This is a genomic window from Serratia sp. KG1D (assembly GCF_037150675.1).
GTDB lineage: Bacteria > Pseudomonadota > Gammaproteobacteria > Enterobacterales > Enterobacteriaceae > Serratia > Serratia nematodiphila.
The window spans coordinates 379,114-401,276 of the sequence record NZ_JBAGIH010000001.1; the positions used below are offsets into that span (position 1 = coordinate 379,114).

Annotated in this window: 19 protein-coding genes, 6 tRNA genes and 2 other RNA genes; 26 read left to right on the top strand and 1 reads right to left on the bottom strand. The window is 57.6% G+C overall.

Annotation, left to right across the window (positions count from 1 at the left end; genetic code table 11):
* The first annotated feature begins 7 nt into the window (after nt 1-7).
* The 5 genes from WFM45_RS01860 to sucD all read left to right on the top strand — a co-directional run bounded on the left by WFM45_RS01860 (nt 8) and on the right by sucD (nt 7,250).
* The gene (locus tag WFM45_RS01860) at nt 8-724 is read left to right on the top strand and encodes a succinate dehydrogenase iron-sulfur subunit (protein WP_015376975.1); all 717 of its coding nucleotides are present in this window, start codon (nt 8-10) and stop codon (nt 722-724) included.
* A 275-nt stretch (nt 725-999) separates the two neighbouring features.
* Entirely contained in the window at nt 1,000-3,807 is a 2,808-nt protein-coding gene (gene sucA / locus WFM45_RS01865; RefSeq protein ID WP_015376976.1) for a 2-oxoglutarate dehydrogenase E1 component, read from the top strand.
* Nucleotides 3,808-3,871: 64 nt separating this feature from the next.
* Complete coding sequence (odhB, locus tag WFM45_RS01870) at nt 3,872-5,089, top strand: 2-oxoglutarate dehydrogenase complex dihydrolipoyllysine-residue succinyltransferase (RefSeq protein WP_004939881.1); 1,218 nt, start codon at nt 3,872-3,874, stop codon at nt 5,087-5,089.
* Between the two features lie 122 nt (nt 5,090-5,211).
* Nucleotides 5,212-6,378 carry an ADP-forming succinate--CoA ligase subunit beta gene (gene sucC, locus WFM45_RS01875; protein ID WP_015376978.1) on the top strand — a complete coding sequence of 389 codons (1,167 nt, stop codon included), beginning with the start codon at nt 5,212-5,214 and terminating at the stop codon, nt 6,376-6,378.
* Nucleotides 6,378-7,250: a succinate--CoA ligase subunit alpha gene (gene sucD / locus WFM45_RS01880; protein WP_004939878.1), complete on the top strand. Its 873-nt coding sequence runs from the start codon at nt 6,378-6,380 to the stop codon at nt 7,248-7,250. Before sucC ends, sucD begins: the two co-directional genes overlap by 1 nt.
* 72 nt (nt 7,251-7,322) lie before the next feature.
* Here sucD and WFM45_RS01885 read toward each other — a convergent pair whose 3' ends face one another.
* Nucleotides 7,323-9,221, bottom strand: coding sequence for a bifunctional metallophosphatase/5'-nucleotidase (locus WFM45_RS01885; protein ID WP_336954293.1), 1,899 nt, complete (start codon nt 9,219-9,221; stop codon nt 7,323-7,325).
* Nucleotides 9,222-9,904: 683 nt separating this feature from the next.
* Here WFM45_RS01885 and cydA point away from each other — a divergent pair.
* The 21 genes from cydA to pnuC all read left to right on the top strand — a co-directional run bounded on the left by cydA (nt 9,905) and on the right by pnuC (nt 22,149).
* Nucleotides 9,905-11,473: a cytochrome ubiquinol oxidase subunit I gene (gene cydA / locus WFM45_RS01890; protein ID WP_004939873.1), complete on the top strand. Its 1,569-nt coding sequence runs from the start codon at nt 9,905-9,907 to the stop codon at nt 11,471-11,473.
* Nucleotides 11,474-11,487: 14 nt separating this feature from the next.
* The gene (gene cydB, locus WFM45_RS01895; RefSeq protein WP_015376980.1) at nt 11,488-12,627 is read left to right on the top strand and encodes a cytochrome d ubiquinol oxidase subunit II; all 1,140 of its coding nucleotides are present in this window, start codon (nt 11,488-11,490) and stop codon (nt 12,625-12,627) included.
* Nucleotides 12,628-12,644: 17 nt separating this feature from the next.
* Nucleotides 12,645-12,758, top strand: coding sequence for a cytochrome bd-I oxidase subunit CydX (gene cydX / locus WFM45_RS01900; RefSeq protein ID WP_004939868.1), 114 nt, complete (start codon nt 12,645-12,647; stop codon nt 12,756-12,758).
* Nucleotides 12,758-13,054 (top strand): cyd operon protein YbgE, encoded by a 297-nt coding sequence (ybgE, locus tag WFM45_RS01905; RefSeq protein WP_004939866.1) that lies wholly within the window; start codon nt 12,758-12,760, stop codon nt 13,052-13,054. Before cydX ends, ybgE begins: the two co-directional genes overlap by 1 nt.
* Nucleotides 13,055-13,184: 130 nt before the next feature.
* Entirely contained in the window at nt 13,185-13,589 is a 405-nt protein-coding gene (gene ybgC / locus WFM45_RS01910; RefSeq protein ID WP_004939863.1) for a tol-pal system-associated acyl-CoA thioesterase, read from the top strand.
* Entirely contained in the window at nt 13,586-14,269 is a 684-nt protein-coding gene (gene tolQ, locus WFM45_RS01915; protein WP_004939862.1) for a Tol-Pal system protein TolQ, read from the top strand. Before ybgC ends, tolQ begins: the two co-directional genes overlap by 4 nt.
* 12 nt (nt 14,270-14,281) lie before the next feature.
* Nucleotides 14,282-14,710 (top strand): colicin uptake protein TolR, encoded by a 429-nt coding sequence (gene tolR / locus WFM45_RS01920; protein ID WP_004939859.1) that lies wholly within the window; start codon nt 14,282-14,284, stop codon nt 14,708-14,710.
* An 81-nt stretch (nt 14,711-14,791) separates the two neighbouring features.
* Nucleotides 14,792-16,018 carry a cell envelope integrity protein TolA gene (gene tolA / locus WFM45_RS01925; RefSeq protein ID WP_060558797.1) on the top strand — a complete coding sequence of 409 codons (1,227 nt, stop codon included), beginning with the start codon at nt 14,792-14,794 and terminating at the stop codon, nt 16,016-16,018.
* A gap of 132 nt (nt 16,019-16,150) precedes the next feature.
* On the top strand, nt 16,151-17,443 hold the full coding sequence (gene tolB, locus WFM45_RS01930; RefSeq protein ID WP_004939856.1) for a Tol-Pal system beta propeller repeat protein TolB: 1,293 nt from the start codon (nt 16,151-16,153) through the stop codon (nt 17,441-17,443).
* A 44-nt stretch (nt 17,444-17,487) separates the two neighbouring features.
* Nucleotides 17,488-18,003: a peptidoglycan-associated lipoprotein Pal gene (gene pal, locus WFM45_RS01935; protein ID WP_004939853.1), complete on the top strand. Its 516-nt coding sequence runs from the start codon at nt 17,488-17,490 to the stop codon at nt 18,001-18,003.
* Between the two features lie 9 nt (nt 18,004-18,012).
* A complete protein-coding gene (cpoB, locus tag WFM45_RS01940) occupies nt 18,013-18,807 on the top strand; it encodes a cell division protein CpoB (RefSeq protein ID WP_004939852.1) in 795 nt (264 codons plus the stop codon).
* A 178-nt stretch (nt 18,808-18,985) separates the two neighbouring features.
* Nucleotides 18,986-19,061, top strand: a tRNA-Lys gene (locus WFM45_RS01945).
* A 29-nt stretch (nt 19,062-19,090) separates the two neighbouring features.
* Nucleotides 19,091-19,166 (top strand) — tRNA-Val (locus WFM45_RS01950).
* Between the two features lie 7 nt (nt 19,167-19,173).
* Nucleotides 19,174-19,249 (top strand) — tRNA-Lys (locus WFM45_RS01955).
* 15 nt (nt 19,250-19,264) lie between these two features.
* A non-coding RNA gene (locus WFM45_RS01960) (RtT sRNA) lies at nt 19,265-19,389 on the top strand.
* A gap of 152 nt (nt 19,390-19,541) precedes the next feature.
* Nucleotides 19,542-19,617: transfer RNA gene (locus WFM45_RS01965), tRNA-Lys, on the top strand.
* Nucleotides 19,618-19,662: 45 nt separating this feature from the next.
* A tRNA-Val gene (locus WFM45_RS01970) sits at nt 19,663-19,738 on the top strand.
* A 6-nt stretch (nt 19,739-19,744) separates the two neighbouring features.
* Nucleotides 19,745-19,820: transfer RNA gene (locus tag WFM45_RS01975), tRNA-Lys, on the top strand.
* Nucleotides 19,821-19,895: 75 nt separating this feature from the next.
* Nucleotides 19,896-20,020: non-coding RNA, RtT sRNA (locus tag WFM45_RS01980), on the top strand.
* 321 nt (nt 20,021-20,341) lie between these two features.
* Nucleotides 20,342-21,403, top strand: coding sequence for a quinolinate synthase NadA (gene nadA, locus WFM45_RS01985; protein ID WP_060558799.1), 1,062 nt, complete (start codon nt 20,342-20,344; stop codon nt 21,401-21,403).
* 20 nt (nt 21,404-21,423) lie between these two features.
* Entirely contained in the window at nt 21,424-22,149 is a 726-nt protein-coding gene (pnuC, locus tag WFM45_RS01990) for a nicotinamide riboside transporter PnuC (RefSeq protein WP_021504601.1), read from the top strand.
* Nucleotides 22,150-22,163 lie beyond the last annotated feature (14 nt).

Here is a 22,163-nt window from a genome sequence, read left to right on the forward strand (position 1 = left end):
TCGACAGATGAAACTCGAATTTTCCATTTATCGCTACAACCCGGATGTCGATGACGCGCCACACATGCAGGATTACACCCTGGAAGCGGAAGAAGGTCGCGACATGATGCTGCTGGATGCGTTGATCCAGCTGAAAGAAAAAGACCCGACCCTGTCATTCCGTCGCTCATGCCGCGAAGGCGTGTGCGGTTCCGACGGCCTGAACATGAACGGTAAAAACGGCCTGGCGTGCATCACTCCGGTTTCGTCGCTGCGCAAAGGCAACGGCAAGATCGTGATCCGTCCGCTGCCGGGCCTGCCGGTGGTGCGCGATCTGGTGGTGGATATGGGCCAGTTCTATACCCAATATGAAAAGATCAAGCCATACCTGCTGAACGACGGCAAGAACCCGCCGGCGCGCGAGCACCTGCAGTCGCCGGAGCAGCGCGCCAAGCTGGACGGTCTGTACGAGTGCATCCTGTGCGCCTGCTGTTCGACCTCTTGCCCATCGTTCTGGTGGAACCCGGACAAGTTCATCGGCCCGGCCGGTCTGTTGGCGGCGTATCGCTTCCTGATCGACAGCCGTGACACGGAAACGCAAGAACGTTTAGATGATCTGGACGACGCTTTTAGTGTTTTCCGCTGCCATAGCATTATGAATTGTGTCAGTGTATGTCCTAAAGGCTTGAACCCGACGCGTGCTATCGGGCATATCAAGTCCATGCTGCTGCAACGCGGCGCATAAACGGAATGAGATGCTGCGCCGGGCTCTTTTCCGGCGCACATCCCATAGGGGAGGGAACCTCTAAAAACTGACCCGCGGCTGCGGCGCTATGCAGCCTGGTTCTTCCGCCGGTTTTTAGAGGTTCCTTGTAAGGGACCGCAAGGTCCATAACAGAACGTATCGGGCCGACATGGCCGCAAGTACGTCGAGTGAACCGTTTTACGGCAAACCGTATTCATCACGGTAATTATGTTAACCACGGCGAAAACTAAAGCTTCAAAGCTTAAGGGATCATGATGCAGAACGGCGCAATGAAGGCCTGGCTGGATTCCTCCTATCTGGCGGGCGCGAACCAGTCTTACATAGAGCAGCTCTATGAAGACTTCTTAACCGATCCGGGTTCCGTTGAAGATAGCTGGCGTTCCATTTTTCAACAGCTACCAACCGCGGGTGTCAAACCCGATCAGCTTCACTCTCAAACGCGCGATTACTTCCGCCGCCTGGCGAAAGACTCCGCGCGCTACAACACCACCATCACCGATCCGGAAACCGACGCCAAACAGGTCAAGGTACTGCAGCTGATCAACGCCTTCCGCTTCCGCGGGCATCAGCATGCCAACCTCGATCCGCTCGGCCTGTGGCAGCGCGAGCAAGTTCCTGACCTTGATCCCGCTTACCACAACCTGACCGAAGCCGATTTCCAGGAAACCTTCAACGTGGGCTCTTTCGCCATCGGCAAAGAAACCATGAAGCTGGGCGATCTGTACGCCGCGCTGAAGCAGACCTATTGCGGGTCGATCGGCGCTGAGTACATGCACATCACCAACACCGAAGAGAAACGCTGGATCCAGCAGCGCATCGAGTCGGTGGTGGGGCGCGCCAGCTTTACCGCCGACGAAAAACGCCGTTTCCTGAACGAGCTGACCGCGGCGGAGGGCCTGGAGCGCTACCTGGGCGCCAAATTCCCGGGCGCCAAACGCTTCTCGCTGGAAGGCGGCGACGCGCTGGTGCCGATGCTCAAAGAGATGGTGCGCCACGCCGGCAAGAACGGCACGCGCGAAGTGGTGTTGGGCATGGCCCACCGCGGCCGTCTGAACGTGCTGATCAACGTGCTGGGCAAAAAGCCGGCCGATCTGTTCGATGAATTCGCCGGCAAGCATAAAGAACACCTCGGCACCGGTGACGTGAAATATCACCAGGGCTTCTCCTCCGACGTGGAAACCGAAGGCGGCATGGTTCACCTGGCGCTGGCGTTCAACCCGTCGCACCTGGAGATCGTCAGCCCGGTGGTCATGGGGTCGGTACGCGCCCGTCGCGATCGTCTGGACGAAGCGCGCAGCAACATGGTGCTGCCGATCACCATCCACGGCGACGCCGCCATCACTGGCCAGGGCGTGGTTCAGGAAACCCTGAACATGTCTCAGGCTCGCGGCTACGAAGTGGGCGGCACCGTGCGTATCGTCATCAACAACCAGGTTGGTTTCACCACCTCCAACCCGCTGGATGCGCGCTCTACCGAATACTGCACCGACATCGCCAAAATGGTTCAGGCACCGATCTTCCACGTTAACGCGGACGATCCGGAAGCCGTGGCCTTCGTCACTCGCCTGGCGTTGGATTTCCGTAACACCTTTAAGCGTGACGTGATGATCGATCTGGTCTGCTACCGTCGCCATGGGCACAACGAGGCCGACGAGCCGAGCGCCACCCAGCCGGTGATGTATCAGAAGATCAAGAAACACCCTACGCCGCGCAAAATCTACGCTGACGTTCTGACCGAACAGAAAGTGGCCAGCCTGGAAGATGCCACGGAAATGGTCAACCTGTATCGTGATGCGCTCGACCGCGGCGATTGTGTGGTTGAAGAATGGCGTCCGATGAATCTGCACTCCTTCACCTGGTCGCCGTACCTGAACCACGAGTGGGACGAAGAGTACCCGAGCAAGGTTGAGATGAAGCGTCTGCAGGAACTGGGCCGCCGCATCAGCACCGTGCCGGAAGCGATCGAAATGCAGTCGCGCGTGGCGAAAATCTACGCGGACCGCGCCGAGATGGCCGCAGGCAACAAGCCGTTCGACTGGGGCGCCGCCGAAACGCTGGCCTACGCCACCATGGCGGATGAAGGCATTCCCATCCGCATCTCCGGCGAAGACGCCGGCCGCGGCACCTTCTTCCACCGTCACGCGGTGGTGCACAACCAGAAAAACGGTTCGGTCTATGTTCCGCTGGCGAACATCCACAGCGGCCAGGGCGAATTCAAGGTCTGGGACTCCGTGCTGTCTGAAGAAGCGGTGCTGGCGTTCGAATACGGCTACGCCACGGCGGAACCGCGCACGCTGACCATCTGGGAAGCGCAGTTCGGCGACTTCGCCAACGGCGCACAGGTCGTTATCGACCAGTTCATCAGCTCCGGCGAGCAAAAATGGGGCCGTATGTGCGGCCTGGTGATGCTGCTGCCGCACGGCTATGAAGGCCAGGGCCCTGAGCACTCTTCCGCGCGTCTGGAACGCTATCTGCAGCTGTGCGCAGAGCAGAACATGCAGGTGTGCGTCCCGTCTACGCCGGCGCAGGTTTACCATATGCTGCGTCGTCAGGCGCTGCGCGGTATGCGCCGTCCGTTGGTGGTGATGTCGCCGAAGTCGCTGCTGCGTCATCCGCTGGCGATTTCTTCGCTGGACGAGCTGGCCAACGGCACCTTCCTGCCGGCGATCGGCGAGATCGACGACTTGGATCCGAAAGCGGTCAAGCGCGTCGTGCTGTGCTCCGGCAAGGTCTACTACGACCTGCTGGAACAGCGTCGCAAGAACGAGCAGAAAGACGTGGCCATCGTGCGCATCGAGCAGCTGTATCCGTTCCCGCATCAGGCCGTGCAGGCCGTGCTGGAGCAATACTCGCACGTGCATGATTTCGTCTGGTGTCAGGAAGAGCCGCTGAACCAGGGCGCCTGGTACTGCAGCCAACACAACTTCCGTGAAGTGGTGCCGTTCGGGGCTTCTTTACGTTACGCAGGACGTCCGGCCTCCGCTTCTCCGGCGGTGGGCTATATGTCCGTACACCAGAAGCAGCAGCAGGCTCTGGTGAACGACGCGCTGAATATTGACTAATGTTCGCTCGCTTGCCGGCCGAGGGGCCGGCAAGCAGATGATAAAAAACTTAAGGGAAAGCTAAATGAGTAGCGTAGATATTCTGGTTCCTGACCTTCCTGAATCGGTTGCCGATGCGACCGTAGCCACCTGGCACAAAAAACCGGGCGACAGCGTGCAGCGTGATGAAGTCCTGGTTGAAATCGAAACCGACAAAGTGGTGTTGGAAGTGCCGGCCAGTGAAGCGGGCATTCTTGATGCTATCGTGGAAGAAGAGGGCGCGACCGTGCTGTCTCGCCAGCTGCTCGGCCGCATTCGCCCAGGCGACAGCTCCGGCAAACCGACCGCCGAGAAGAGCCAGGAGAAAGAGTCCACGCCTGCACAGCGCGCGACCGCGAGCCTGGAAGAAGAAAGCAATGACGCGCTCAGCCCGGCGATTCGCCGCCTGATCGCCGAACATGACCTCGATGCCGGCGCCATCAAAGGCACCGGCGTGGGTGGCCGCATCACCCGTGAAGACGTGGAAGCGCACCTGGCCAAAGGCGGCGCTGCCGCCAAACCGGCCACCGCCGCTGAAGCCGCACCGCAGCCGGCTCTGGCCGGCCGCAGCGAAAAACGCGTGCCGATGACCCGCCTGCGCAAACGCGTCGCCGAGCGTCTGCTGGAAGCGAAGAACAGCACCGCGATGCTGACCACCTTCAACGAAATCAACATGCAGCCGATCATGGATCTGCGCAAGCAGTACGGCGAAGCCTTCGAGAAACGCCACGGCGTGCGTCTGGGCTTCATGTCCTTCTACATCAAGGCGGTGGTTGAAGCGCTGAAGCGCTTCCCGGAAGTGAACGCGTCTATCGACGGTTCCGACGTGGTTTACCACAACTACTTCGACATCAGCATCGCGGTTTCTACCCCGCGCGGCCTGGTGACGCCGGTACTGCGCGATGTAGACGCCATGAGCATGGCTGACATCGAGAAGAAAATCAAAGAGCTGGCCGTTAAGGGCCGCGACGGCAAACTGACCGTGGAAGAGCTGACCGGCGGTAACTTCACCATTACCAACGGCGGCGTATTCGGCTCGCTGATGTCCACCCCGATCATCAACCCGCCGCAGAGCGCCATCCTGGGCATGCACGCCATCAAAGATCGCCCAATGGCGGTCAATGGTCAGGTGGTGATCCAGCCGATGATGTATCTGGCGCTGTCTTATGACCACCGCCTGATCGACGGTAAAGAATCCGTCGGTTATCTGGTGACGGTCAAAGAGATGCTGGAAGATCCGGCTCGTCTGCTGCTGGACGTCTAGTAACCCTTGCCGGGCGCGGCGTGCCGCGCCCGCACTCTGTGCTATGTGGCCGGAAAACCATGCGGTTTACCGCGTAATAATGGTCCGGCTAAAAACCTTCAGAACTGAATGGATAGAACATCATGAATTTACACGAATATCAGGCAAAACAGCTGTTTGCTCGGTATGGCATGCCGGCACCGACCGGTTACGCCTGTACCACTCCGCGTGAAGCAGAAGAAGCCGCATCCAAAATCGGCTCCGGCCCGTGGGTGGTGAAATGTCAGGTTCATGCTGGCGGCCGCGGTAAAGCGGGCGGCGTTAAAGTCGTCAACAGCAAAGAAGATATCCGTGCTTTCGCGGAAGCCTGGTTGGGCAAGCGTCTGGTGACTTACCAGACTGACGCGCTGGGCCAGCCGGTTAACCAGATCCTGGTTGAAGCGGCGACCGACATCGATAAAGAACTGTACCTGGGCGCCGTCGTAGACCGCGCGACCCGTCGCATCGTATTCATGGCGTCTACCGAAGGCGGCGTGGAAATCGAGAAAGTGGCGGAAGAAACCCCAGAACTGATCCACAAAATGACCATCGATCCGCTGGCGGGTCCACAGCCTTATCAGGGTCGTGAGCTGGCCTTCAAACTGGGCCTGACCGGCAAGCAAGTCAGCCAGTTCGCCAAGATTTTCATGGGCCTGGCGACGCTGTTCCTGGAGCGCGACCTGGCGATGGTTGAGATCAACCCGCTGGTGATCACCAAGCAGGGCGATCTGGTGTGCCTGGACGGCAAACTGGGCGCCGACGGCAACGCCCTGTTCCGTCAGCCTGAACTGCGTGAAATGCGTGACCCTTCTCAGGAAGACGAGCGTGAATCCCGTGCGGCCCAGTGGGAGCTGAACTACGTTGCCCTCGACGGTAACATCGGCTGCATGGTGAACGGCGCCGGTCTGGCGATGGGCACCATGGACATCGTTAAACTGCACGGCGGCGAACCGGCCAACTTCCTGGACGTGGGCGGCGGCGCGACCAAAGAGCGCGTGACCGAAGCGTTCAAAATCATCCTGTCCGACGACAAGGTGAAAGCGGTTCTGGTTAACATCTTCGGTGGTATCGTACGTTGCGATCTGATCGCCGACGGCATCATTGGCGCAGTGGCTGAAGTGGGCGTTAACGTCCCGGTCGTGGTGCGCCTGGAAGGGAACAACGCCGAACTGGGCGCCAAGAAACTGGCGGACAGCGGCCTGAATATCATTGCTGCGACCAGCCTGACTGATGCGGCTCAGCAAGTTGTTGCAGCAGTGGAGGGTAAATAATGTCCATCTTAATCGATAAAAACACCAAAGTAATTTGCCAGGGCTTCACCGGTAGCCAGGGGACTTTCCACTCCGAACAAGCTATCGCTTACGGCACCAAAATGGTTGGCGGCGTCACCCCAGGCAAAGGCGGCACTCAGCACCTGGGTCTGCCGGTGTTCAACACCGTGCGCGAAGCGGTTGAAGCGACCGGCGCGACGGCCTCCGTCATCTACGTTCCAGCGCCGTTCTGCAAAGACTCCATTCTGGAAGCGATCGATGCCGGCATCAAACTGATCATCACCATCACCGAAGGCATCCCGACCCTGGACATGCTGACCGTAAAAGTGAAGCTGGACGAAGCCGGCGTGCGCATGATCGGGCCGAACTGCCCTGGTGTGATCACCCCTGGCGAGTGCAAAATCGGCATCATGCCTGGTCACATCCACCTGCCGGGCAAAGTGGGCATCGTTTCCCGCTCCGGCACCCTGACCTATGAAGCGGTGAAACAAACCACCGATGCCGGTCTGGGCCAGTCCACCTGTGTGGGCATCGGCGGCGACCCGATCCCGGGCTCCAACTTCATCGATATCCTGAAGATGTTCCAACAGGATCCGCAGACCGAAGCGATCGTGATGATCGGTGAGATCGGCGGCAGCGCAGAAGAAGAAGCGGCGGCTTACATCAAAGAACACGTCACCAAACCGGTTGTCGGCTACATCGCCGGCGTGACCGCGCCGAAAGGCAAGCGTATGGGCCACGCAGGCGCCATCATCGCCGGCGGCAAAGGCACGGCAGACGAGAAGTTTGCTGCGCTGGAAGCGGCGGGCGTGAAAACCGTTCGCAGCCTGGCGGACATCGGCGATGCGGTAAAAGCGGTGCTGAAGCGCTAAGAACCTAGTACGAAATAACAATATCTCGACATGTTTGGCCACCCATTGGGTGGCCTTTTTTATGGGCGAAACTCAGAAAACGTTGAGCGCCTTGATCAGCGCGATCCGATCCTGCAGGCGGCGCTGCTGCACCGGATCCGCGGCGGCTTGCCGCTGCTGCTCCAGCGAGGCGAGGGCGGCGCGGTAATCGTCGGCGTTGCGGAACAGCGCGTCTTTGACGTTGATCGACGCGACGTTGGTGTAGCGGCCATCGTCGGTGGTCGGCACCTGGATAACGCCTTCATTCAGCAGCCGTTTAACGATCGCCCGCTGCGGTTCGTATCCCTCTATGCCGATCAGTTTCCAGCGCTGCGGCGGCACGCCCTGGTATTGGCCGTGTTTCACTTCCGTCAGGTAGCGCAGGGCCAGGTGGCGAATGGTGCCTTCTTCTTCACCGTACTGCGCTTTGCTGTCGAACAGCACCGGGAAGGATTGCCCTTCCAGCGCGCCGCCCTTTTGCGTCAGGTGGCCCATGCGGTAACTGTTCATGCCCAGACGGATCGGCATATCGTCCGTGACCGGCGTGCCGTCCGCCAGGCGCAGATCGACGATGCGCGAACCGGCGGGTTGGCGCAGATCAATGGTGTAAGTGACGCCATCGAAGAAATCGTTGGTGGAATATTTGGACGAACGCCGCGCCGGGTTAAAGCTGTAGGTGACGTCGCCCGGCTGCAGCTGATTGAAGTAGCCGGCGGACCACTCCATGTAGCGTTTAAGCGCTTTACCGTTAAGCTGATAAACGGTGATCTCGCCGCCGGCGTATTGGTAGTTAAAGGCGATATCCTTGGCCTTGATGTCGCCGACGTCCAGTTTGGCGCGATCGTTGTCGATCTGCAGGGCGATCACCTGCGCCAGCGGTGCGTAGTGACGGGCGGCCTGCTGGAACAGCGCGCTGATGCCGGTATCCTGCACGTGTACCTGAGGAATGCCGCGGAACTCGTCGGCAGGCACCAGATCGCTGCCGCTCAGCTTCGCCACCACCCGGTTGGCGTTGGCGCGCAAAATGTCATGATACGGCTGGTAGAGAGCCTGCATGGCGCTGTCGGGCGTCAGCCCTTTGATCGGGTAGGTGTAGCTGTTTTTATCGATCAGCGTGAATTTGCCGTCGCGGCGTTCAAATTGCAGATCGATGCGTGACAGCGCGCGGCCGTATTTGTCCGGTTCGGTGATGATGACGCCGTTGACCACCGCCTTGTCGATCTTCACATGCATGTGGCCGGCGACGATCGCCGCCAGTTCCGGGTTGGCGTTGGCAATGTCGGCCACGCCGGTGCCCGGGCGCTGGTTCTCGTTGTCGATGCCCATATGCGCCACCAGTACGATGGCATCGACCTGGCCGTCGATTTGTTTGATGACCTGTTTCACCGCCTGCACCGGATCGGTGAAGTTCAGCCCTTTGATGCGATCGGTGCCCTTGGCGAATTCAGCGGTCATCGGCGTGTCCATGCCGATAATGCCGATCTTCACGCCCTGACGTTCGAGGATGGTGTAGGCCGGCAGATAAGGCTTGCCGTTGTCCCAGACGATGTTGCCCGCCAGCGCCGCGCCCTTGAACTGCTTGAGCGGGGTGGCCAGCACCGGCAGGCCGAAGTCGAACTCGTGATTGCCCATCACCCAGACGTCGTAATTGAGCGCATTGAGGCCCAGCATCATCGGGCTGATGGCCTCATGCTTGAAGGTTTCAACGAAGTTGCCCTGAATAGTGTCGCCGGCGTCCACCAGGATCAGGTTAGGCTGCTCGGCGCGCACCTTTTTGACCTGAGTGGCTATCTGGCTCAGGCTGCCCGCCAGGTTTTCCGTGTCGCTGGCGTAGTCCCAGGGCACGAAGGTGCCGTGCAGATCGGAGGTGCCCAGCAGGGTGATGTTTACCGTTTCGGCGGCCATGGCGTTTCCCGAGAGTCCCAAGACAGAGGCAAAGATGATTTTTTTCATAACTTATTGTCACTCAATGGAATTTTAACATAAGTGGTCATTTTGCTACAAAATCGCAACCTTTACGATCCCATCGCGAGAAATAGACTAATATTGGAGAGAGATTTGTTGTTTTGTGACTGCAATCACTGTCACGGCTTAATGGAAATAAAAGGTTAATTATGTCGCAGAATAAGCGCGTAATAATACAATGGCGGCTCTTTTAAATTACATTTATTTAACACAAAAATATCATTAAAAAACAATTAAACCATTGCGCAACATGCCCTCAAGAAAAATAGGCGAAATGTGCTGATGAATATGGAAATAATATGCGGATAGGCTTAAATTGTCTCAGATCAAATTAGCCCGAAGTACCTCTTTCGGCTAAGATTTGACCTGTAACCAAAAGTCCAACCCACGTCACGTAAAAACCTATTTATTGTGTGGGATTGGGCGAGTATCATCCATGTTGTGATTATGGATGGTTGATCTTGTTGCATTTGTTACCCGTTGTCGGTTTTCAGTGGCGTGCTTGTCGGCGGCCCGAGGGGCTATTGGCCGAGTGTGCGGTTGAAAGCGGAGAAGCTGGATCAAATTTGTTGTGTTTAAGGGCATTCACTGCGGGGCGTTACTGGCGGCTTTGAAAGAAGTATGCCGATAACCGCGTGTCGGAGTCTTCCTGCGAGGAGCAAGGAGTCAAGATGTTTGATATTGTCGAACTGTCGCGCTTACAGTTTGCTTTAACGGCGATGTACCATTTCTTATTTGTCCCATTAACGCTCGGTATGGCGTTCTTGCTGGCAATTATGGAAACGGTATATGTCCTGTCTGGCAAACAAATCTATAAAGACATGACCAAATTCTGGGGAAAGTTATTTGCGATTAACTTTGCTCTGGGTGTGGCCACCGGTTTGACCATGGAGTTCCAGTTCGGGACCAACTGGTCGTATTTCTCTCACTACGTCGGCGATATCTTCGGGGCCCCACTGGCCATCGAAGGTTTGATGGCGTTCTTCCTTGAATCGACGCTGGTCGGCCTGTTCTTCTTCGGCTGGGATCGTCTGAGCAAGGTGCAGCACATGGCGGTAACCTGGTTCGTGGCCCTCGGCTCAAACCTGTCCGCGCTGTGGATCCTGGTCGCCAACGGCTGGATGCAGAACCCGATCGCGTCGGATTTCAACTTCGAAACCATGCGCATGGAGATGGTCAGCTTCTCCGAGCTGGTGCTTAACCCGGTTGCGCAGGTGAAATTCGTTCACACCGTGGCTGCAGGCTACACCACCGGCGCCATGTTCGTGCTGGGCATCAGCGCTTACTACCTGCTGAAGGGCCGCGACATCGCTTTCGCCAAACGCTCCTTCGCCATCGCCGCCAGCTTCGGCATGGCTGCGGTGCTGTCGGTGATCGTGCTGGGTGACGAATCCGGTTACGAAATGGGCGACGTACAGAAAACCAAACTGGCCGCCATCGAAGCGGAGTGGGATACCCAGCCGGCACCGGCGTCCTTCACCCTGTTCGGCATTCCCGATCAGGACAAGATGGAAAACTCCTTCTCTATTCAGATCCCGTATGCGCTTGGCCTGATCGCCACGCGTTCTACCGACACGCAGGTCACAGGCCTGAAAGATCTGCTGGCGCAACATGAAGTGCGTATCCGCAACGGCATGAAAGCCTACCAGCTGCTGGAAGAGCTGCGCGGCGGCAATACCGATCCTGCGGTGCGTGCGGAATTCAACAAAACCAAGCAAGACCTGGGCTACGGCATGCTGCTGAAGCGTTATACCCCGAACGTCAGCGACGCGACGGAAGCGCAGATCCAGCAGGCGACCAAGGACTCCATTCCACGCGTGGCGCCGCTGTACTTCGCCTTCCGCATCATGGTGGCCTGCGGCGTGCTGATGCTGCTGATTATCGGCCTGTCCTTCCTGAGCGTGGTGCGCGGCCGCATCGGCCAGAAGAAATGGCTGTTGCGTGCGGCGCTGTATGGCCTGCCGCTGCCGTGGATCGCGGTGGAAGCCGGCTGGTTCGTGGCGGAATACGGCCGTCAACCGTGGGCGATTGGTGAGGTGCTGCCGACCGCAGTCGCCAACTCTTCGCTGACCGCGGGCGACATTCTGTTCTCGATGGGGCTGATTTGCGGCTTGTACACCCTGTTCCTGGTGGCTGAAATGTACCTGATGTTCAAGTTTGCGCGTCTGGGTCCAAGCAGCCTGAAAACCGGCCGCTACCACTTTGAACAACCGACTGCCGCCGTGCAGGAAGCGCGCTAAACAGGAGTCCACGTATGTTTGACTATGAAGTACTGCGATTTATCTGGTGGGTGCTGGTTGGCGTACTGCTGATCGGCTTCGCCGTCACCGACGGTTTCGACATGGGCGTCGGCATCCTGGTGCGCATCATCGGTAAAACCGATACCGAGCGCCGGGTGATGATCAACTCCATCGCCCCGCACTGGGACGGTAACCAGGTGTGGCTGATCACCGCCGGCGGCGCGCTGTTCGCCGCCTGGCCGATGGTCTACGCAGCGGCCTTCTCGGGCTTCTACGTCGCCATGATCCTGGTGCTGGCGGCCTTGTTCTTCCGCCCGGTCGGTTTTGACTACCGTTCCAAGCTGGAGAGCAGCCGCTGGCGCAACATGTGGGACTGGGGCATCTTCATCGGTTCCTTCGTGCCTGCGTTGGTATTCGGCGTGGCGTTCGGCAACCTGCTGCAGGGCGTGCCGTTCCATGTGGACGAATACCTGCGTCTGTTCTACACCGGCAACTTCTTCCAACTGCTGAATCCGTTCGGTCTGTTGGCAGGCGTGGTCAGTCTGACCATGCTGGTCACTCAGGGCGCGACCTACCTACAGATGCGCACCACCGGCGAGATCCACCTGCGGTCACGCGCCGCAGCGCAGATCGCGACGCTGATCATGGCGGTATGCTTCCTGCTGGCGGGTGTGTGGCTGGTGAAAGGCATCGACGGCTACGTGATCACTTCGGCGCTGGACACCATGGCGGAATCCAACCCGCTGCGTAAAGAAGTGGCGCATCAGGCCGGCGCATGGCTGATCAACTTCAACAAGTATCCGCTGCTGTGGGCCTTGCCTGCACTGGGCGTGGTGCTGCCGTTGTTCACCATCCTGTTCTCGCGTCTGGAGAAAGGCGCACTGGCGTTCGTCACTTCGTCGCTGACCATCGCCTGCGTCATCCTCACCGCCGGGGTCACCATGTTCCCGTTCGTGATGCCGTCCAGCACCGTGCCTAACGTCAGCCTGACCATGTGGGACGCGACGTCGAGCCTGTTGACGCTGAAAGTGATGACCGTCGTGGCGGCGATTTTCGTGCCTATCGTTTTGGCGTACACCAGCTGGTCGTACTACAAAATGTTCGGTCGCCTCGACAAGAACTACATCGAAAACAACAAGCATTCGCTGTACTAAGGATAAGGAGCTAAACCATGTGGTATTTTGCCTGGATTCTCGGAACGCTTCTTGCCTGCGCCTTCGGCATCATCACGGCGCTGGCGCTTGAGCAGAGCGAAGCGACCAAAGCTCAGCAAGACGGTAAGTAATGAGCTCGTCCGTGATTGACAAGCTGTACGCTGTCACCGACAAGGGCCCGGTTCGGGCCCTTTCCCTGGTGCTGGCGTTGATTTTGGCGGGGTGCGTGTTCTGGGATCCGACGCGTTTCGCCGCCAAAACCAGCTCGCTGGAGATTTGGGAAGGGCTGTTGCTGATTTGGGCAGTGTGCGCCGGAGTGATCCACGGTTTCGGATTCCGCCCGCAGCGCAGCGTCTGGCGCGCTTTTTTCGCGCCGCTTCCTGCAATTGTGATCTTGTGCGCAGGATTACTTTACGTTTCTTTATAATCTCCCTGATGTCCCCACGTTATGGGCCCTCACGGCCCATAATTATTTTCATTCCCATCTTGTAACCCATTCCCAACCCGATCCGTCTTGCGTATAGTAGCAGCGTTAAATTGCATTGCTGGGAAGTAGAGTGAGTAATACGTTGTTTCGATGGCCGGTTCGCGTTTACTACGAGGATACCGATGCCAGTGGTGTGGTCTATCACGCCCGCTACGTCGCCTTTTTTGAAAGAGCGCGCACAGAGATGCTGCGTCAGCACAACTTTCATCAACAGCAGCTGCTCAGTGAACAAGTCGCTTTTGTCGTCCGGCGCATGACGGTGGATTATCTGGCTCCGGCTCGTCTCGACGAGCAACTGGAGGTCCAGAGTGAAATCACCTCTCTGCGCGGGGCTTCTCTCACGTTTGCTCAACGCATTGTCAATTCTGACGGGGCCCTACTGAGCCAGGCAGATGTCCTGATTGCCTGTATTGATCCACACCAAATGAAGCCAAGAGCGCTTCCTAAGTCTATTGTCGCGGAGTTTAAGCAGTGACTGACATGAACATCCTAGATTTATTCTTGAAGGCGAGCCTGCTGGTTAAGCTTATCATGTTGATTTTGATATGCTTCTCGGTAGCCTCCTGGGCGATCATCATTCAGCGCACCCGCATCCTCAATGCGGCGACGCGTGACGCCGAAGCCTTTGAAGACAAATTCTGGTCCGGTATCGAGCTTTCCCGTCTGTACCAGGAAAGTCAGGCGCGTCGCGATAGCCTGACCGGTTCCGAGCAGATCTTCCATTCCGGGTTCAAAGAGTTCGCCCGCCTGCACCGCGCCAACAACCATGCGCCGGAGTCGGTGATCGAAGGGGCGTCGCGCGCGATGCGCATTTCGATGAACCGCGAGCTGGAAACGCTGGAAACCCATATTCCGTTCCTCGGCACCGTCGGTTCGATCAGCCCGTACATCGGCCTGTTCGGCACCGTGTGGGGGATCATGCATGCCTTTATCGCGCTGGGCGCGGTGAAGCAAGCCACGCTGCAGATGGTGGCGCCGGGTATCGCCGAAGCGCTGATCGCCACCGCGATCGGTCTGTTCGCCGCCATCCCGGCGGTTATGGCCTATAACCGTCTCAACCAGCGCGTCAACAAGCTTGAGCAGAATTACGACAACTTTATGGAAGAGTTCACCGCTATTCTGCATCGTCAGGCCTTCTCCAGCGACAGCAAATAAGTAGGAGGTAGCATGGCGAGAGTACGTGGACGTAGTCGGCGTGAGCTGAAGTCCGAAATTAACATCGTTCCGCTGCTCGACGTGTTGCTGGTGCTGCTGCTGATTTTTATGGCAACCGCGCCAATCATCACGCAGAGCGTGGAGGTTGACCTGCCGGACGCCACCGATTCCAAGACGGTGTCCAGCGATGACAATCCGCCGGTGATCCTCGAGGTTTCCGGCGTAGGTCAATACACCCTGGTGGTGGATCACAACCGTATGGAGCTGCTGCCGCCTGAGCAAGTCGCGGCCGAAGCCAAGTCGCGTTTGGCGGCTAACCCGAAAACGGTCTTTTTGATCGGCGGTGCGAAGGAAGTCCCTTACGATGAGATTATCAAGGCATTGAATATTCTCCATCAGGCGGGCGTGGCTTCCGTGGGGCTGATGACCCAGCCGATCTGACCGTAAGGCCAACGGCAACCCGGTTCCTGCGCTGCGGCCCAGGAACCCCGTATAAGCAACACCAGTTTTTGGGAATCTATTTTGGTAAAGGCAACTGAGCAAAACGATAAGCTGAACCGCGCCGTTATTGTTTCGGTCGTTCTGCACTTCATACTGATTGCCCTGCTGATTTGGGGATCGCTGCAGGAAAAGGTCGACATGGGCGCCGGCGGCGGCGGTGATGGCACCGTGGTGGGCGCGGTGATGGTCGATCCCGGCGCGGTGGTGGAGCAGTACAACCGCCAGCAGCAGCAGAGCAACGATGCGCAGCGTGCCGAAAAGCAGCGCCAGAAAAAAGCGGAGCAACAGGCCGAAGAGCTTCAGCAGAAGCAGGCGGAGCAGCAGCAGCGCCTGAAAGAGCTGGAGAAAGAGCGTTTGGCGGCGCAGGAGAAAGCCGCGCAGGACGCCAAGGCGCAGGCTGAGCAACAGCAGAAGGCGGCGGAGCAGCAAAAACAGGCCGCCGAGCAGCAAAAAGCGGCGGAAGCCGCCGCAGCCAAGGCCAAAGAACAACAGAAGGTCGCCGAAGCCGCTGCCGCCAAGGCGAAGGCCGAAGCGGACAAGGTCGCCAAGGCGCAGGCGGAAGCCCAGAAGAAAGCCGAAGCGGAAGCCAAGAAAGAAGCGGCCGCCGCCGCCGCCGCCAAGAAACAGGCGGAAGAGGCGAAGAAAGCCGCCGCCGCCGCGGCAGAAAAGAAAGCCGCAGAGGCCGCGGAGAAGAAAGCGGCCGCTGAAGCTGAGAAAAAAGCCGCAGCGGAAGCCGAGAAGAAGGCTGCCGCCGAGGCAGAGAAGAAAGCGGCCGCCGCTGAGAAAGCTGCGGCAGCCAAGAAAGCCGCTGCAGAGAAGAAAAAAGCCGCCGCCGAGGCTGCGAAGCAGTCGGCGGAAGTTGATGACCTGTTTGGCGGCCTGGCGGATGGCAAGAACGCGCCGAAAGGCGGCGGTGCCAAATCGAAGGGCGACGGTAAACCGGCCGGGCAGGGCAATGCCAAAACGGCTGGCGCCAGCGGGGCGGATATCAGCGGTTATATGGGGCAGATCCAAGGGGCGATTCAGAGCAAATTCTATGACGCCAGTTCGTTCGCCGGCAAAACCTGCGACCTGCGTATCAAGCTGGCGCCGGACGGCCTGCTGATAAGTGTACAAGCGGCGGGCGGCGATCCTGCTTTGTGTCAGGCCGCGGTCTCTGCCGCCAAGTTGGCGCATATACCGAAGCCGCCGAGCGATGCCGTTTATCAGCACTTTAAGAATTCTATCCTTGAATTCAAACCGCAATAACGGTTGATTGAGTGAGTAATATCACAGGGATGTACTAAGGTAACCAACAGGGATTATGTAGTTTTGCGTAAGTTGGTTTGTTAAAATTCTGCTAATTTATCGCAGGCATCCCGCCTGGATAAGGGAGATGAGATGAAGCAGGCATTTCGAGTAGCGCTAGGTTTTTTAATTCTGTGGGCGTCCGTGCTGCACGCGGAAGTTCGCATTGAAATCACCCAAGGGGTCGACTCCGCTCGCCCGATTGGCGTGGTGCCGTTTAAATGGGCGGGCCCAGGCACGCCGCCGGAAGATATCGGCAAGATTGTCGGCGCGGATCTGCGCAACAGCGGCAAATTCAACCCGATCGACGTGGCGCGCATGCCGCAGCAACCGACCTCCGCGTCTGAAGTGACGCCGGCGGCCTGGACTGCATTGGGCATCGACGCCGTGGTGGTCGGCCAGGTTCAACCTGGCGCCGACGGCAGCTACCTGATTTCCTACCAACTGGTGGACACCTCGGGTTCGCCGGGCACCGTCTTGGCGCAGAACCAGTATAAAGTGACCAAACAGTGGTTGCGTTATTCTGCCCATACAGCCAGCGACGAAGTGTTCGAGAAGCTGACCGGCATCAAGGGCGCGTTCCGCACCCGTATCGCCTACGTGGTGCAGACCAACGGCGGGAAATTCCCGTACGAGCTGCGCGTAGCGGATTACGACGGTTACAACCAGTTCACGGTGCACCGTTCGCCTGAGCCGCTGATGTCGCCGGCCTGGTCGCCGGACGGCAGCAAACTGGCTTACGTGACCTTCGAGAGCGGCCGCTCTGCGCTGGTGGTGCAGACCCTGGCTAACGGCGCTATCCGCCAGATCGCCTCGTTCCCGCGCCACAACGGTGCGCCGGCGTTCTCGCCGGACGGCAGCAAGCTGGCCTTCGCGCTGTCCAAGAGCGGCAGCCTGAACCTGTACGTGATGAACCTCGGCTCCGGCCAGATCACGCAACTGACCGATGGCCGTAACAACAACACCGAACCGACCTGGTTCCCGGATGGCCAGTCGCTGGCGTTTACCTCCGACCAGGGCGGGCGTCCGCAGATTTATAAAATCAGCGCCAGCGGCGGTGCCGCGCAGCGTCTGACGTGGGAAGGCTCTCAGAACCAGGATTCTGAAGTCAGCTCCGACGGTAAATTCCTGGTGATGGTGAGCACCAACAGTGGTGCACAACACATCGCCAAACAAGATCTTGGATCGGGCGCCGTTCAGGTTTTGACCGGCACCTTCCTGGATGAAACGCCTAGTATTGCGCCAAACGGCACCATGGTGATCTATAGCTCCACGCAAGGTATGGGCTCCGTGCTGCAGTTGGTGTCAACTGATGGGCGTTTCAAAGCGCGTCTTCCGGCAACTGATGGACAGGTCAAATTCCCTGCCTGGTCGCCGTATCTGTGATGCATGTGTAAATATGTATGGCAAACTATAAAAGGATCAAAGAAATGCAACTGAACAAAGTGCTGAAAGGGCTTCTGCTGGCACTGCCAGTTCTGGCTGTAGCAGCTTGTAGTTCTAACAAAAGCGCGAACAACGACCAATCTGGTATGGGCGCTGGCGCCGGCACTGGTATGGAAAACGGCAGCAGCAACCTGTCTTCCGAAGAACAAGCTCGTCTGCAGATGCAAGAACTGCAGAAGAACAACATCGTTTACTTCGGCCTGGACAAGTATGACGTAAGCTCCGAATTCGCTCAGATGCTGGACGCGCACGCTGCATTCCTGCGTAACAACCCGTCTTACAAAGTGACCGTTGAAGGCCACGCTGACGAACGCGGCACGCCGGAATACAACATCGCTCTGGGTGAGCGTCGTGCTAACGCCGTTAAAATGTACCTGCAAGGTAAAGGCGTTTCCGCTGACCAGATCTCTATCGTTTCTTACGGTAAAGAAAAACCAGCAGTACTGGGCCACGACGAAGCGGCTTATGCTAAAAACCGTCGTGCCGTTCTGGTTTACTAAGAGAATCGCATGAACAGTAACTTCAGACGTCACCTGTTGAGTCTGTCGTTACTGGTTGGCGTAGCGGCCCCTTGGGCCGCTACTGCCCAAGCGCCAATCAGTAATGTCGGCTCCGGCTCGGTCGAAGACCGTGTCACCTCGCTTGAGCGCATCAGCAATGCTCAAGGCCAGCTTTTAAACCAACTCCAGCAGCAACTCTCTGACAATCAACGCGACATTGATTCTCTCCGTGGGCAAATCCAGGAAAGCCAGTATCAGTTGAATCAGGTCGTTGAACGCCAGAAGCAAATCTATCAACAGATGGATAGCCTCAGCCAGGGCGGCGCTCAGAGCGCCTCTGCGGCAGCGGGCGCTGCCGGCGGGGCAGCCGCAGGCGCATCTTCCGATGCGGGCAGCAGCGCGCCTGCAGCCGCTTCTGCAACGCCGAGTGGCGGTGATGAGAACAGTGACTACAACGCCGCTGTTTCTCTGGCGCTGGAAAAAAAACAGTATGATCAGGCGATTTCCGCCTTTCAGTCCTTCGTAAAACAGTACCCGAAGTCTACTTACCAGCCCAACGCCAACTATTGGCTGGGTCAGTTGTTCTACAACAAGGGTAAAAAAGACGATGCGGCCTATTATTTTGCGGTGGTGGTGAAGAATTACGCTAAATCACCGAAGGCGCCGGACGCCATGTACAAGGTGGGTATCATCATGCAGGAAAAAGGGCAGGCTGATAAAGCCAAGGCCGTGTTCCAGCAGGTGATTAAACAATACCCAACCAGTGCGGCGGCCAAGCAGGCGAAAAGTCGCGTAGGCGGTTAACGGTTAGAAAAATGAGCCCAGAAGTTAGTCGATTTGACCGATTTCTGGGCTCGTTCGCGTGAAGAACAAGCAGTTGAACGCATCAGTAAAAAATTTAGGTTGCGCTGCCAAGATAAATTAGTAATATATGCCGCCGTTGCCAAGACATCTTGCAAGATGTTAAAGCGGCAGGGAAATTGGGTCGTTAGCTCAGTTGGTAGAGCAGTTGACTTTTAATCAATTGGTCGCAGGTTCGAATCCTGCACGACCCACCAATTTCTGAAGTAGCAGTAACCACAACAGTGGGTGATTAGCTCAGTTGGTAGAGCATCTCCTTTACACGGAGGGGGTCGGCGGTTCGAGCCCGTCATCACCCACCACTGTTATGGGTCGTTAGCTCAGTTGGTAGAGCAGTTGACTTTTAATCAATTGGTCGCAGGTTCGAATCCTGCACGACCCACCATTCTTAGAGAATGGCTGCAATAGAGAATCGTAAAGGATGAGAACCGTAAAGGTTCGAGTCTCGCGAAGCGAGACAACATCACTCCGGTGATGGCCCGCAAGGGCGAGGCCAAAGGCCGAGTTATCCTGCACGACCCACCATTCTTAGAGAATGGCAGCTTCAGAATCGGTTTGATGTGGCAAAGTAAAGGTCCGAGTCGAGTACCCGTCGAGTTGTCCTGAACATCCCCATCCTTGTTTTCCGCGAGTCGGTTTTTGTAACCTATTCGCCATCAGCAGTAAACCACATCAGTGGGTCGTTAGCTCAGTTGGTAGAGCAGTTGACTTTTAATCAATTGGTCGCAGGTTCGAATCCTGCACGACCCACCACTCTTTGATAGAGCAAGGTGTGAAAAATAGCAGTACCACAGCAGTGGGTGATTAGCTCAGTTGGTAGAGCATCTCCTTTACACGGAGGGGGTCGGCGGTTCGAGCCCGTCATCACCCACCACACTGCGGGTCGTTAGCTCAGTTGGTAGAGCAGTTGACTTTTAATCAATTGGTCGCAGGTTCGAATCCTGCACGACCCACCAATTCAGAAAAAAGCGCCTTTTGGCGCTTTTTTCGCATCTACGCCACCTGACTCTGCCTTTATCCTCTTACTGACATGGCCCACTGAGTCGTGCGGGTGAGATCCTGCGTTCAGGTTCGAGCATCGCGTAGCGATACGACAACGCGCAGCGTTGCCCGCAGGGTGAGGCCACAGGCCGAATCAATCCTGCACGACCCACCAATTCAGAAAAAAGCGCCTTTTGGCGCTTTTTTCGCCTCTGCAGCACCCCAACCTGAATCCCTGCTTTCTCGTTTCAACACTGCATCGATCGGCATCTCGCTCTTCTCTGAACGCCATACGCCCTCACCAGGACATTATCCGTCGTGATCTGCGTGGTCAATGTCTGTATTTTTAATCTATTAAACAATGAGTGCGTAAATATGAAAATATCAGCGGACTTTTCGCGAGGTTTTAGGTATTTTGTTTAGTATATAAAACGAGGGGCGTTGCGGCAGGCGATATTCACGCGGCAGGCGCCCAGCCTAGCATGAGATTGCAGCGATGAGTGAAATGTTTGATGTCAACGCGGCGGTGTATCCCTTCCCGCCGAAACCGGTACCGCTGGACGTAGCGGAAAAAGCCTTTTATCGCGAGAAGATCAAAACCCTGCTCAAGCAGCGCAACGCGGTAATGGTCGCCCATTATTATACCGACCCGGAAATCCAGGCGCTGGCGGAAGAAACCGGCGGCTGCGTGGCGGATTCGCTGGAAATGGCGCGCTTCGGCAGCTCGCATCCGGCTTCCACGCTGTTGGTGGCCGGCGTACGTTTCATGGGGGAAACCGCCAAGATCCTCAGCCCGGAAAAGCAGGTGCTGATGCCGACGCTGTTTGCCGAATGTTCGCTGGATCTGGGCTGCCCGGAAGAGGAATTTCATGCGTTTTGCGACAGCCATCCCGATCGCACCGTGGTGGTCTATGCGAATACCTCGGCGGCGGTCAAAGCGCGCGCTGACTGGGTGGTGACCTCCAGCATTGCCGTCGAACTGATCGAGCATCTGGATAGCCTGGGCGAGAAAATTATCTGGGCGCCGGATCGTCATCTCGGCAGCTACGTGCAGAAGCAGACCGGCGCCGACGTGTTGTGTTGGCAAGGCGCCTGCATTGTCCATGACGAGTTTAAGACCCAGGCGCTGCGGCGCATGAAGGCGCTCTATCCGCAGGCGGCCATCCTGGTGCATCCCGAATCGCCTCAGGCGGTGGTCGAGCTGGCGGATGCGGTGGGATCGACCAGCCAACTGATTCAGGCGGCGAAAACATTGCCGCATCAACAGCTGATTGTCGCCACCGATCGCGGTATCTTTTACAAGATGCAGCAGGCTTGTCCGGACAAGGAACTGTTCGAGGCGCCGACCGCCGGAGAAGGCGCGACTTGTCGCAGCTGCGCGCACTGCCCGTGGATGGCGATGAATGGCCTGAAGGCGATTGCCGAAGGGCTGGAGCGGGGGGGCGCGCAGCATGAGATCCACGTGGACGCCGCGCTGCGTGAAAAGGCGCTGGTGCCGCTGAACCGCATGCTGGATTTCGCCGCTCAGCTTAAGATGCAGGTTAAAGGCAACGCTTAACCGTTTAAAAGGATGACCTCATGAGCTTCTTCAGTACCAGCAATATTTTGGTGCATATTCCGCTTGGCGCGGGCGGTTACGATCTGTCGTGGATCGAAGCCATCGGCACACTGTTCGGGTTGCTGTGCATCTGGTACGCCAGCAAGGAAAAAATCATCAACTACCTGTTCGGCCTGATCAACGTCACGCTGTTCGCGGTGATTTTCTTCCAGATCCAGCTGTACGCCAGCCTGCTGCTGCAGCTGTTTTTCTTCGGCGCCAATATTTACGGTTGGTATGCCTGGAGCCGCCAAACCCAGGATAACCAGGCCGAGCTGCAGATCCGCTGGCTGCCGCTGCCGAAAGCGTTGGCCTGGGCGGCGGTTTGCGTCATCGGCATCGGCCTGATGACTTTCAACATTGACCGCGTGTTCGCCTGGCTGACGCAGATTGCGGTGGCGGTGATGCAAGGGCTGGGGCTGAACGTACAGATGCCGACGCTGCAGCCGGACGCCTTCCCGTTCTGGGATTCGGCGATGATGGTGCTCTCCATCGTGGCGATGATCCTGATGACGCGCAAGTACGTGGAAAACTGGCTGCTGTGGGTAGTTATCGATGTCATCAGCGTGGCGATCTTCGCTTACCAGGGCGTGTACGCGATGGCGCTGGAGTACGTCATTCTGACGCTGATCGCGCTGAACGGCTCCTGGCTGTGGATCAAGAGCGCCGGGCGCAACCATTCCAATCCGTTATCTTCCGCTCCGTAACAACGCAGAGGGCG